This is a genomic window from Marivirga lumbricoides (assembly GCF_014636295.1).
Lineage (GTDB): Bacteria > Bacteroidota > Bacteroidia > Cytophagales > Cyclobacteriaceae > Marivirga > Marivirga lumbricoides.
In genome coordinates this window covers 13928-27322 of sequence record NZ_BMEC01000028.1, presented here as the reverse complement: position 1 = coordinate 27322, position 13395 = coordinate 13928, and the positions used below count along the sequence as shown (strand labels likewise).

At 40.0% G+C, this 13395-nt stretch carries 14 protein-coding genes; all 14 read right to left on the bottom strand.

Annotated features, from left to right (window positions below; all coding sequences use genetic code 11):
• The coding region (locus tag IEV85_RS24270; protein WP_188467869.1) for an efflux RND transporter permease subunit at positions 1-338 on the bottom strand (338 nt) is incomplete at its 3' end.
• A 334-nt stretch (positions 339-672) separates the two neighbouring features.
• Positions 673-990 (bottom strand): DUF6660 family protein, encoded by a 318-nt coding sequence (locus IEV85_RS25280; protein ID WP_425562914.1) that lies wholly within the window; start codon positions 988-990, stop codon positions 673-675.
• Between the two features lie 152 nt (positions 991-1142).
• Positions 1143-3431 carry a copper-transporting P-type ATPase gene (locus tag IEV85_RS24265; RefSeq protein ID WP_188467868.1) on the bottom strand — a complete coding sequence of 763 codons (2289 nt, stop codon included), beginning with the start codon at positions 3429-3431 and terminating at the stop codon, positions 1143-1145.
• A gap of 121 nt (positions 3432-3552) precedes the next feature.
• The gene (locus IEV85_RS24260) at positions 3553-4089 is read right to left on the bottom strand and encodes a hypothetical protein (RefSeq protein ID WP_188467867.1); all 537 of its coding nucleotides are present in this window, start codon (positions 4087-4089) and stop codon (positions 3553-3555) included.
• 214 nt (positions 4090-4303) lie between these two features.
• A complete protein-coding gene (locus tag IEV85_RS24255; RefSeq protein ID WP_188467866.1) occupies positions 4304-5638 on the bottom strand; it encodes an MBL fold metallo-hydrolase in 1335 nt (444 codons plus the stop codon).
• Positions 5639-5939: 301 nt separating this feature from the next.
• Entirely contained in the window at positions 5940-6941 is a 1002-nt protein-coding gene (locus IEV85_RS24250) for an SDR family oxidoreductase (RefSeq protein ID WP_188467865.1), read from the bottom strand.
• Positions 6938-8221 carry an amylo-alpha-1,6-glucosidase gene (locus IEV85_RS24245; RefSeq protein WP_188467864.1) on the bottom strand — a complete coding sequence of 428 codons (1284 nt, stop codon included), beginning with the start codon at positions 8219-8221 and terminating at the stop codon, positions 6938-6940. The genes IEV85_RS24250 and IEV85_RS24245 overlap by 4 nt, the downstream gene beginning before the upstream one ends.
• A 9-nt stretch (positions 8222-8230) precedes the next feature.
• Positions 8231-9778 (bottom strand): vitamin K epoxide reductase family protein, encoded by a 1548-nt coding sequence (locus tag IEV85_RS24240; protein ID WP_188467863.1) that lies wholly within the window; start codon positions 9776-9778, stop codon positions 8231-8233.
• 50 nt (positions 9779-9828) lie between these two features.
• Positions 9829-10902: an NAD-dependent epimerase/dehydratase family protein gene (locus IEV85_RS24235; protein WP_188467862.1), complete on the bottom strand. Its 1074-nt coding sequence runs from the start codon at positions 10900-10902 to the stop codon at positions 9829-9831.
• Positions 10903-10904: 2 nt separating this feature from the next.
• Complete coding sequence (locus tag IEV85_RS24230) at positions 10905-11375, bottom strand: hypothetical protein (protein ID WP_188467861.1); 471 nt, start codon at positions 11373-11375, stop codon at positions 10905-10907.
• Positions 11376-11468: 93 nt separating this feature from the next.
• Positions 11469-12005 (bottom strand): YceI family protein, encoded by a 537-nt coding sequence (locus tag IEV85_RS24225; RefSeq protein ID WP_188467860.1) that lies wholly within the window; start codon positions 12003-12005, stop codon positions 11469-11471.
• A 180-nt stretch (positions 12006-12185) separates the two neighbouring features.
• Entirely contained in the window at positions 12186-12506 is a 321-nt protein-coding gene (locus tag IEV85_RS24220) for a four-helix bundle copper-binding protein (protein ID WP_188467859.1), read from the bottom strand.
• Between the two features lie 121 nt (positions 12507-12627).
• Entirely contained in the window at positions 12628-13155 is a 528-nt protein-coding gene (locus IEV85_RS24215; RefSeq protein ID WP_229712731.1) for a helix-turn-helix domain-containing protein, read from the bottom strand.
• Complete coding sequence (locus IEV85_RS24210) at positions 13112-13387, bottom strand: hypothetical protein (RefSeq protein ID WP_188467857.1); 276 nt, start codon at positions 13385-13387, stop codon at positions 13112-13114. Before IEV85_RS24210 ends, IEV85_RS24215 begins: the two co-directional genes overlap by 44 nt.
• Between the last annotated feature and the right edge of the window lie 8 nt (positions 13388-13395).

The following is a 13395-nucleotide window of genomic DNA, read 5'->3' as shown; positions in this document are numbered from 1 at the left end:
TTTTCCTGTACCAGTTGGCGGGGCAGATAGGTACCCATATCGTCTTCAAAAACAATGGTAACGACAGAGAGGCCGAACCTCGAAACAGAACGGATTTCATCTACTCCCGGCAGGTTGCCCATGGCCAGCTCCACAGGGTAAGTAACGAACTGTTCGATATCCTCAGTGGCCAGGTTTTCTGATACAGTAATTACCTGCACCTGATTATTGGTAATGTCGGGTACAGAGCCCAGATTGACGGTGGACATGGAGTATATACCCACTCCAATGAGCGCCAGCGTGAGCAGGCCCACGATGAACTTATTCTTTATTGAAAAAGAAATGATTTTATTGATCATACGACTTTAAATTATTTGACATGGAAAATGAAAATGTGAAGAAGTCTGGCAATAGTTGCTATAATAAGGATTGCACTAATCAGCACAATCAAAAACCACTTCAGTAGAATCTTGACCGTGATTTTCTTCCTTCTCTTTTTCCTCTTTTTTGTTTTGTTTTTATTCAATTTTTTCAATTTTCTGAATAAGATTGAACACAGTAAAAGGATGCCTTTTAAATGGTAAAGGCTCATTTAAAGAAAATGCCTGAGTGGTAAGTAAAAGCCCCAGTTAGTTCTGATAAAGTGGATTTTATCAACAGGGCATACTTATCCTGTCAGACCAAGAAGAATTATTATTTGGGGGGCTTGAGAAAATCGGAGATTTCAGTGCTTCTGAAATCCTGAAAATAGGCAGAATATAAAACAGGTAATTTTTCGGGATGTTTAAATTCTATTGGGTATGACAGAACAACGTGCATATGGCAACAATGACAAACACATAGCGGAGGGCAATCATCAGAACCATCGGGTCCCTCTTGATCGTGAGTTGTATCATTGCTATTAACGACAGAAATATTATCAATATTATTAGCATGAGGCATAGTATCCGGGCATGCTATCCCTATAGCAGAAATCAAATAAATGCTTAATATGTAGCACGCGATTTTCATTTTTGCAAATATACGTAATTATACAATGCAAGGGTATTGCAAAGTTGAATTATTGAATTAGGAGTTGATTAATCTCTCAAACTCCTGATTGATGAATAAAATGAGCCTCTATCTGAACAAGTGTTTAGTTGATATCTTTTATAGGCTGATAATCACCTCAACCTCAAACTATTCACTATTACACTCACGGAGCTCAGGCTCATGGCTGCTGCGGCCAGCATCGGGCTTAAAAGCAATCCAAAAAATGGAAACAGGACACCTGCGGCAATTGGCACACCTAAGGTGTTATAAATGAATGCAAAAAACAGGTTCTGCTTAATGTTACGCATCACATCCGTACTCAACTTCCTTGCCCTTACTATTCCGTCCAACTCACCTTTCACTAAGGTAAGGCTTGCACTTTCAATGGCCACATCGGTACCGGTGCCCATAGCGATTCCCACATCTGCTTGTGCCAGGGCCGGTGCATCATTGATGCCATCACCAGCCATGGCAACCTTCTTACCTTGCTGTTGTAGCTCTTTCACTTTTTCATATTTGTTTTCAGGCAACAGGTCGGCTTCAAAACCGTCCAATCCTAATTTATCGGCCACTGCCTTAGCAGTATTTTTATTATCACCGGTAAGCATGATCACTTCCAACCCCTGGTCCTGCAAGTTCCGAATAGCCGTTGCTGAAGATTCTTTTATTGGATCTGCTACACTAATAAAACCAGCTACTTCGTTTCCTATAATGACAAACATTACAGTTTGACCCTCCATTTGTCGCTTTTTAACATTATCAACAAATTTAGGTTTCAGCTTTAGACTGAATTGCTCTAATAGCTTTACATTTCCTATAGCAACTTTTTTATTATTAATTCTGCCCATGATTCCTTTACCGGTTATGGACTCAAAATCATCAACTGGTTCAGGTTTAATTCCTTTAGCCTCCGCACCTTTAACAATAGCGTGTGCAAGTGGGTGCTCACTATTATTTTCAAGAGAAGCCACCAAGGCAAGTATTTCGTCCTCAGAATAGGTATTATTTATAGATTTTACCTGTTGCAGGACAGGCTTCCCTTCCGTAATCGTTCCGGTTTTATCAATAACCAGTGTATCGATTTTATGCATTTCCTCAATAGCCCTGGCATCTTTTACCAATACACCTTGCTTAGCGCCTTTTCCCGTTCCAACCATAATGGACATGGGTGTAGCTAACCCCAGGGCACATGGGCAGGCAATAATTAAAACCGTAACAGCACTGGTGAAAGCATAAACAAGGGAAGGTTCAGGGCCCCATACTGCCCATATAGTAAAAGAAATAATGGCAATAACTATGACTATTGGCACAAAATAACCTGACACTTTATCAGCCATATTTTGTATTGGCGCTTTTGTGCGGCTTGCTTTATTTACCATGTCAATGATCTGTGAGAGTAAGGTATCGCTACCAACTTTAAGAGCCTTCATCTTAAAAGTTCCGGTTTCATTTATTGTACCTCCAATCACAAAATCACCTTCGGCTTTCTCAACAGGCATTGGCTCACCAGTGATCATAGATTCATCAATGCTACTTTTTCCACTTGTTATTTCTCCATCTACAGGAATCTTTTCTCCTGGTTTGATCTTGATAATATCTTCCATAAGAACCTCTTCCAGCGGAATTACTTGTTCCTGCCCATCCCGAATAACAGTTGCTTCCGGTGGAACCAGGTTGAGCAATTCCCTAATAGCTGAATTTGTTTGTCCTCGTGCCCTCAGTTCCATCAGTTGTCCCAGTAACACCAGAGTAAGGATCACAGTGGCTACTTCAAAATATAAATGTACAGTGCCCTCATCAGTTTTAAACTGAGCAGGAAAAAGCTCAGGGAATAGTAAACCGATTATGCTAAAAATATAGGCAGCGCCTGTACCTATTGAGATCAATGTCCACATATTGGGCGCTTTATTAATGATTGACCGATAACCTCTTTTGAAAAACTCCCAGCAGGAATAAAAAACTACCGGAGTGGAGAGGATAAATTGAATCCAGCCATTGGTTTTCTCATCAATAAAAAGGGAAATATCAATACCAACATATTGTGCCATGGAAAGAAAAAGCACAGGTATTGTAAATATGGTGGCAATCCAGAATTTCCGTGATAGCTTTTTAAGTGCCTCTTTTTCATCCTCCTGATCTTCTTTTGTAACATCCACCGGCTCAAGATCCATCCCACATATTGGGCAGCTTCCGGGTTCATCTCTTATTATTTCCGGATGCATAGGACAGGTGTATTCAGTAGCAATTTTATCTGAGGCTTTTTGTTCTTTCACCAGGTCCATTCCGCAAACGGGGCAATCTCCTGGCTTATTGTACTTTTTGTCACCCTCGCATAGCATGGGACAATAATATTGTCCGTTGGATGAAAGTGATTTATCTGGGTTACTTTGTTCGGCTCCTTGCTTGTGATTATGTTCCATATTAATTGCGTTTTGTTTGAATTAAAAGTGGGAGATCTTGGATCAGTTGATTTACCTCCTCTTCTTTAGTACCATCATAATATTCTCTGATCCGCTTTTCTCCTTTGTGCCCGGTTACCGTTCATAGCTCATTTTTTGGTAATACAAGCCGACTAATTATAATGAAAATTAAAAGAGGCAGAATGGTGAATTGAAGCACTGGTGAAATACCCACCTCCACCCAAGGTATTAGAGGCATGCTCTCAGCATAAACCCAATCACCTCTGGAAGTGTGCCACACCTCAGCTATTATAGCTCCCACTCCACCTGCTAACATTAAAATAACTATTCGAAAAGTTGTGAAATTTTTGGTCCAAAACACATTGTTATAAATCAATCCAAAAAGAAAAAGGAGAATGAGTACCATTAGCATATCCGCCACAGATGCCAGGGCACAAATAGAAATATGCTGCCAATCATATTCATATCCTTTATAAAGGGACCCTTGAGACACTTCCCAAATAAGATTGAATACAAAAGCCAATATGGCTATTGTCACAATATATTGCTTATAGATATATTTATCTGAGACCCGTTTTAGGAAATAGAAAAACAGTCCTGTGACCAACCCTAAAGTAATTACCGGGATCATGAATATATCGGGGCGAAGATTCTCCATGCTATTATTATTTTTTGATCTTTTTAAACAGCCAGATCACAAGCAGAACTAATACAACAATAAGTAAAATTCCACCAAGCCACATGCCTACACACATAAGCCCACAACCGTCCATGTTCATATTGTCCATCATAGTTTTTATTGTTTAATGATTAAATAATTCGTGATAGTATTTCATCTGTATATATTTTACTGTTCTAAAATTTTTTTACGATTATTTAAAATCACTTATTGCTTTACTCAGATCATAAACTGCGACATCAGCAAACTCAGTTGCCAGGATACTCGATCCTGCTGCCGACCGATACCCACCGGCACAATGCACGACTACTGGCCTGTGATCAGGAATTTCAGTAATACGTTCTCTTAGTTCGGGTAAGGGTACATGAATGGCTTTTTCGAAAATCTTGCCATCAGCTACCTCAGGTTCATTTCTGATGTCAAGTATGGTATAATCGTCAGGGTTTTGTTTGAAATCCTGTAGGTCTATCTGCTGATCAGCATACAGGTCGTATTGCTGTAACTGATAGGTCATACCGGTAATATGACCTTCATAAGCTATTTTGGCCGTACGTCTAACCGCCTTTTCTAACATTGCGCGATCTTCAGCAACGAGATTGAAACTCTCATCCGGGCCTACGATTGAACCCAACCAGGTCTCAAATTTTGAAGTGTCATCACCTAATTGAATATTAATAGATTGTTTTATATGACCTTTTTTAAACTTTTCCTGGTCTCTGACATCTATGATTAACGCCTTCTCATCAATTGTTTTAGCTTCGTATATTTTTTGAATATCTTCCTCTGGCGAGTCTATACCTTTTCGATTTACCTCAACCTCGTAGGGAAAGTATTTAGGAATGAAAGCCTGACCATCTAGAAAATCCGTTATAAACTGATCCTTGTCTTTGATTTGAAAGGCCCAGTTATTACTTCTTTCCTTTCCTATTGTGGTCTGTAATTCTTTACCCATGTTTTTCCCGCACAGCGATCCCGGCCCGTGGGCAGGATAGACGATTGTATCATCATCTAATTTGCTGAAGACCTTATTGATCGTATCGTACATCATGCCGGCCAATTCCTTTTTGCTAACCTGCATGTTGCCGGTACCCTCTCTGAGGTCGGGTCGTCCAACATCACCTACAAATAAGGCATCACCCGAAAAAACCGCTTTTTCAACACCATATTCAAGTAATAAATATGCGTTATGGTCAGGAGAATGACCGGGCGTAAATAAAGCGCGAAAGGTTAAATCTCCAATTTGGACTTCTTCATTATGTCCAAGTTCGTTGGCATCATAATAGACTCCCGCTTTTGAATTAATGTAGACAGGGACATTAAATCTTTTCGATATTTCCAGGTGACTACTAGCAAAATCCGCATGCGGATGTGTTTCAAGCACCGCCACAATTTCCCCACCGTATTGTTTGGCAAAATCCAGATAAGGTTGGATATCCCTTGCTGGGTCTACCAAGGCTATTTGTCCCTGGCTTTCGATGGCGTAAGACAGTTGAGAGAGTGCTTTATCATAAAATTGTTTTATTTCCATAATGATCTTTTTTATATCTTCCTCTTTGTTCTGAAATCAGATTTTTAGTTTTTAAACTATAGCTTCATTGAGGCTTTCACTATAAGCCCAGTAAGCATCCATTATCATTCCTTTGATCCCGCCTTTTCCACTAATTGTGTAAACTATGCTGTTGTCATCAGGGTTACTTATTTCCTCAAAACGGTAAAAAGCATCGACCTGGTTTGAGGTTGAGATCTTCTGTGTAACCTCTTTCTTTCAAATCTTTTAATGCTTCAGATAGTGTTTCGTAGGTTTTTAAATTTTCTTTTAAAGACATTACTCAGCCCCTTATTAAAATATATGCTATTACAATGGCAACAAGAATTAGTACAAGAGCCATCACTTTATGCCGTCTTTTGTCAAACCAAAACGTTAAACTGAAATTCTTGGACTTTTTTCCAAAGCCTCCATGCACGCCATGATCTCCAGGCACCGGATCCCAGAGATTATGATTTCTTTCTTTATTTTCCGGCTGATCGGTTTGCTGACCGGAAATACCACTTCTGGAAAGTGTCCAGTCCACAAACCACGGAGCCAGCCTGTTTCCCCATATGGTTTTTATGGTAGAAAAACCTACAAAATACTCTCTTCTTTTATGCTTTGCCGCGTGTACTATGGCTTTGGCGGCTACTTCAGGCTGATAGATTGTACCCATGGGTCTTGCCTTGTTTGACAACCTTGATTTTACAAACCCAAACTGAGTAGTGTTCATAGCTGGTAATTCTACCGTACTAATCTTAATATTACTTTTCTCATGCATGAGTTCAGCACGTAGGGATTCATAAAAACCTTTTACTGCATGTTTAGAAGCACAATATGCTGATTGTAAAGGTATTCCTCTGTATGCCAATGCTGAACCCACAAAAACGATCGATCCCTTATTTCTGGCTTTCATTTTTTTAAGAACAGCCAAGGTGCCATAAACTTGCCCAAGATAGGTTACCTCGGTCACTCTGAGATATTCATCCGGATCCATTTTACTTACGGGGCTAAATACGCTTACCATGGCATTATTTACCAAAATATCAATCTCTCCCAATTCCAATTCAATTTTATCTATAGCTTCAGCCAAAGCTTTAGCATCTGCCACATCTGCCTGTACATACATGCCTTTGCTGCCATAACTTTCAATTTCTCGCTTTACCGATTCAAGCGCTACAAGGTTTCTTGCTATTACAGCAACATTGTAACCTTGGCTTGCAAACTCTCTTGCACATGCCCGACCCAACCCTGCCGAAGCCCCGGTTAGGACTGCTATTTTTGAGGTGATTTGATTTTTCATAGTTCCTTATTTTTTTCCATCTGAATCATATCAAGCACTAAACCTGACCACGTAAAATCTCTTGCCCCATGTCCCTCACCTGTAAATGGATTATAATATTCTCTAAAACCACTGATCTCTATAAGCTGTTTAATACTTTCTATTAGCTTATGAGCTTCTTTCTCCCAGCCGTTTTCCATTAAATGCTTATGCATAAACCAGTTGTAAAGAATCCAGGTAGGGCCTCTCCAAATATATAATGACTGATTAGGATCAAATGCTGGATGATTTATTGAAACTGAGGGTATGGGGTATGGAACATCAAACTCTTCTTTATTAAAAAAATGATTTTGAAGTACTTTCTTGGATATATCGGTGGGTATATCTTTTATTACAGCAGGAAAAAAAATTGTTGGTGTAAGTACCTTTATTTTTTTATTGTCTTTGCCATGTACATCATAGAAAGCTGCTGTTTCTTTATCGTACATTACTTTGAGTATGCTTTTTACAGTCTGATCATATCTCGATTTATAGATTTGGGCATCTGGGTCTCCTAGTTTTTCACATAGCTGATGCATTGCTAAAAGATTTTGTGCGTAAATAGTATTAAACCCCACTTCCTTGACTATAAAATATCCCTGTTTATAAATTTTTCTTCCGTTGTAATTATTAATGAAATTTCGAAAATCAACCCAAATAATTTTTATAAATAAACACCAGTTTGCTTTTTTGGAAGAAAAATTAACCACTTCATCAAAACTCGGTTTCCAATCAATACCTGACTCAAAGGGTGAAATAATTGAAATCAAACCTTTTCCTTCAAAATCCCTATTGATGGCTATCCAATTATAAAATTTTTTTAGTTTGGGCAGCATCTCTTTCAGAAATTCGAGATCATTGGAAGCCATGAATACTTTCTGCACTGCCTGGGCTACCAGGGGTGGCTGTAACAATGCACTCATATGGGTTTTAAAAAGCTTCCACTTTAGGCCGGGTTTAGATTGAAATATATCTGTATATCGCTTGGGAAATACATTATTCCAGTAAATCATATGTCCTACGAAACCATCCTCATTCTGTAAAGAAAAAAGACTTTGCAAATGCTTTTTAGCCATATCAGCACGATTTAAGGCTGTAAGAATAAAGGCGTGAAAGCAAGTATCCCAAAAGAATTGAAATGGATATGATGACGGAGAAGGTTTAGTATAGTGAAAATGACGGCCAGCCGTTTTAGAGTACCCCTTAACCATATTCTCATCCAAAAGACCGTTCACTTTATCACGTAATTCCTTCTCTGACATTACTCAAGATTATTTTACATATTTATCCCACAATCCATAGCGCTCAGTAATTTTTCCCCGGGGCAGGGACAAGACCGCTATGGCTATTCCTACCACTGTATCGCTTATGGAAAGTGATAGGGCACCATCCTGTACAAACCAGGGCAGAACTGCTACAGCCAAGCCTAATAACACATTGAAATAGCGCCCGACCCTAAGTGGTTCTGCCATGCATACTACTGTTGTTACAACCACTAAAGCGCCTCCCAGATGATTGATATCAGCGGCTTTGGTTTCTATGCCCACCCAAAATAGTGCCGGGGCAAACATTAGCCCCACACCCAGAATGGTAGCGAGGGTAAGCATCCATGATGAGCTCATCCCCCAAATGGAAGCTTTTAATACTTTTCCGGATTTTTGAGGAAAGCTGATTAGTTCCGGTGAACGGTTGTCGTTTTGGGTAGTTATTGGCTCTCCACCTTTCCAGAAAACTTTCCAGAGCGAATCGCCCTTACGCTTTCTTTGCACCATATGCTGCCCCATAGCAATCACCTCATCTATCTGTAGTGGAATCATGGGCAGCATAATGATGGCTGTAGCCAGGCAGAAAGTACACCAGGCTCCTACGCTAAGGGGCTGAGAAATCACCAGAAAGATGCTGACAAACCCCAGGGGTATCACTAAAATTCCAAAAAAAGTGACCATCCAGGGCATAGTACGCCAACGTGATGTTCCGCCCATCCAGCCCATTAAAAATTCCAAAGTATAGGCCAATGTACCGAAAGCTGCATCAGATATAGGCCAGGAGTGTGACATATCGGAATTCAGCACTTTCATTGTGCTATTTCCAAAAAACGGATCCCAGGCATAATCAATATACCCTAATTGAAATGCTCCCAGGTAACGGGAGGCAATCCAACCCACAAAAGCCAATGCGATCATGATCCATCGCTGCGGCCAGCTTGATGGATTGTAGCTCCAGCCATCGGGAACATCACCTCCCATTTTCATGTACATGATCATATTGGGCATTCCCGGTATGAGTACGGAAAGGGCAATAACTAATACACCCACCATTGTTCCATTAAGATATCCTACTGCGGTGGGCGACCAAAAGATCAACGGAGCCATACTTATCCAAATCCCGATGAAGCAACATATCCATATGCTATACGGGCGGTTTGGGGTCAATGCACGCCAGCCGAAAAATATCAGTAGTAATCCACTAATGATATCACTCCATTTCATAGCGGCAATTCGTCCACTCATAGATAACCAGACATCCCTGCCACCACTTGGCTCAACCACATTCTTTGCATAATCAAAGGTGAGTGGTGAAGCTACCATCCAGATGCCTAACATGACTAGTGACCAATAAACCCAGAGCGTATTGCTGTGGTGCATGTCTAGCATTTCGCTGCGTTGCCCGCTATCCATCTTCATCCCACCCTCGTTCTCGTGTTTATCATCATCCTCATGCTGGTCCTTTTTCATTGACATTTCGGCCATGGGCCGGGAGACGCCTCTCTTTCCCATTCCTCCCTGGTTTTGGTGCTTATTTTTGTCATCGTTTTTCATTGGGTTCTTGGTTAAAGTGGATAAAAAACAGTATGGTTAATTTCTCTAATTCAATTCTTTTTTAATTCAGAAGGTGGCTCCAGATTATTTTCCTGATACCAGTTTAGGGGAACGGATTTAAGTTTTTCAATCATATCCGGCAGAGTGGCTAGTAAAGAATGTTTGGGCTCCCAGTTGAGCAACTCTTTGGCACGGGAAATATCCAGTTCATAATGATCATCGGCACGGTCAATCATCCAGGGTTTAATAAATGGATCACCAAAAAGGTCCATTGCCCAGGCACCGGCTTTAGCTATTGGTTTGGGTATTTCATAGGTCTCCCACTCCTCACCGTGAATCAATTTACCGATCTTGTTTTGCAACTCCTGATAGCTTGGGGTCTCTGGTTCTCCAATATTTATTGCAATTTCTTCCGGAAGTGTTTTTCTTTTTTCTACTGTTTTTTCCAGGGCATCCAGCAGGTCTTCCATGTGAAGAAATACATTGCCATGTGAAGTATCTCCTGAGTAGAAATGGCTAGTGAGTTGTTTTTCATAAATCCGTTGTATTTGATGTGACATCGGAATAGAATGCCCTTCTTCATCATACACTCCGGCCAGTCTTAAAAGAACAGCTTTCATGTCTCCTCTGTTCTCACGGATGATTTGCTCGGTGTCAATTTTTGATTCGGGATAATCCCAGTTAGGTGCAACAGGACAATCTTCATGGATCTTTCTGCCGGGTTCGGTGGGTTTATAGATCAGGTTGGTACTGGAAAAAATGAATTGTTCTACGTCAAAATCCTGAAGCACTTTGACGAATTTCTCCGTTCCTTTGACAGTTACTTCCTCATATAATGAACTGGGTTTACCGGAAAAGTCATAGTAGGCAGCAAGGTGGATCACGGATGCTATTTTTTTTCCATAAGCATAATTTACCCGCTCCATTGCTCTTTTTATACTTTCTTCTGAAGTAATATCAAAGCATACGCATTCAGCTTCTATGGGCGGATGCGGATTCCCATCCCTGTCCAGGCCAACTACGCTGAATTTTTTTGCCAGTCTTTTAATGATCTGGGTGCCAATCAACCCGCTGCTGCCGGTAACGATGACCACTTCACTGCTATTGTTTGATCTATTTTCCATAATTATTTGTTTTTATTATCCTTCGGGTGTTTGGAATCTAAATGATCCGTCTTGTTACTTTTATTTTTTTCACCCTCTCCATCATTGGGTTGATCCTTTTTCATTTTATCCATCATGTTCATCATTTTGTCGTTGTCCATCATCATCATGCACATCTTCTTGCACATGCCGTCATCTTCTCCCGCCTTGTCCATCATGTTGCTCATCATCATGTCCTGCATATGATCATCATCCATCATCATGCTGCCCATCATTTTACAGGAGGAGGAGTCTTTCTCAGCATCCTTCATCATACGCTGCATCATCTCCTTTTTTAAATCAGGATCTTGTAATATGGCACTGAAAACCTGCTCTTTCTTTTGTTTGTCTTTCAGCATTTTGGATGTCTCTTTATTATCCTGAGCATATAGGTTTGTCGAGATCATTACTGCTACAGCGAGTGCAGTTAGTGTGTTTTTTATGATAGTTATCATATCTGTTTAATTTGGTTTTAATATTTGAACTGGTGCCTGTCAGAAGAGTGGAAAAAGTTCTGATTGAACAACCCACTCTTCGGCAGGACTTGATTATTTCTTTGTAAGCACATCATTTATGCTCAACTCATGTTTGTCATCCACTTTAATAAATGTTATGCTCGGCCTTTCTAATCCGTAGTCTGTAATTAATAGTGACCATGAAGCACTCAGCTTCAGGCCTTCTTCTACAGGTTCGAGCGTGCCCTCTATGGTTACTTGTTGGGTAGTATTTGCCAATGTAAACCCACCTTCAACCTTCACTGTCTGTTTGCCCTGCTGTAGATCATAATTATCCAGCAACTTTCCTTTAAAAGTCACTTTCGGATTTTCTTTTACCTCCAATAACTCATACATATGTTCATCCCGCTTATCATTACCAGTTTTTATAGATTTTACAGGTAAACTAAATTCTACTTCTCCAGTTTCAAGATCGATCTTTCCCTGTAGCTGATCCGATTGGCCCGTATAGGAGTTGAGGGGCATATTTGCCTCAAATTCGGCTTTTCCATTTTCTGTAGTATATATCTGAGAATGCAAATTGCCGGCAGTGAGCAGCACAGATAGAATAATTGTAAAATATATCTTCATGGCCTGATATAAATATGATTTTAACAGCGGTCTTTCAATCCGCTCAAGAAAGCTATTCAGGTAGATTCATCAAAATAACAGTGTTCGGCAAAGACAAAATCCAGATGATTGCCTCAAATGAATAACTCTAACACTTCCCATCACTGAGGAAGTGTTAGAGTTTGTTAAAAACTGAATGCCTTAAGCAGCAGTTTTGCACGCTTCTTCGCATTCTCGACACGCCTTCGCGCAGTCCTTACAATGTTGAGCCTCGTGTTTTTCACATTCTTCTGCACACGCTGCGCATAGCTCCTCACAGACTTCGATCATTTTAGAAGCATGGACTGAGTTGCGGGCAATAAAATTAAGTGTGGTCTGGCACACATCAGCACAGTCTCGGTCGAGCCGAATGCAATCTACCATTTTAGAGAGGTTATCCTCATCGAGGCAGGCATCTGAGCAGTTTTGACAAGCGGCTATACATTGCGATAATTTGTCGATTAATTGTTTTTGATTTTCCATTTTGTATTTTTTTGGTTTTAAATTTGCTTTGAATCATCTAACGCAACATACAAGCCTCACTCTGATTTTTTTGTTTATCATATTAGGTCAAAAACTTATCATATTTTAAAATTACCGGCTGCTACAGGGAATCAAGCGTTTTACGTTCCATTTTTTGGTCAGCCTTGTATGAGTTGGGACTTGTACCGCAATACTTTTTAAAGGCTTTTCCAAAAGATTGTAGACCACTATACCCAACCAAGCGGGCAATTTCCACATTGCGCAATTGGTTATAGGAGAGCAGTTCCTTAGCTTTTTCCATACGCAGCTTCATCCAATAATGCTCAATAGTTTGACCCTCGAGCATTCGAAATTCCTTACTTAGGGTGTGGTATGGCAATTTAAAATTACCTTCCAGTATAAATGACAAGGTATTTTTAGGGGCTTTATTTTCATTGCATAGCGTAATAAGTACGGCCTTAATTTGGCTCACTCTCGTTTCTATTGGATCCCTAAGCAACTCAAATCCCTTAGCGGCTAGCCTTTTTGCTACATGAGAAAAATCGCAATCACCATTTACTGTGACCACTCCTAACTTTATCGACAGCACTTCGCATTGCATTTCTTTAAATAATTCTTCCACCGCAGTGATGCAGCGTGGGCAAACCATATTTTTGATATATAATGTTACCATAATCTTTAATAGGCTTTGGAAAAATTTTATGATCCTGCGCTATTGAATCAAGTTTTATTTCTTCTTCTACTCTCCCGCACTTCAGCATTTTATCACCGAAAGTAAGGATTGCGAATTTCTTTCTCAGAAGATCAAATTCTGCCAATTGTGCTGTAGCTTTCTCATCAACTTTTATAGCTTCTGTATTAGAAAGAAATTCACAGTTCAAATTTGATT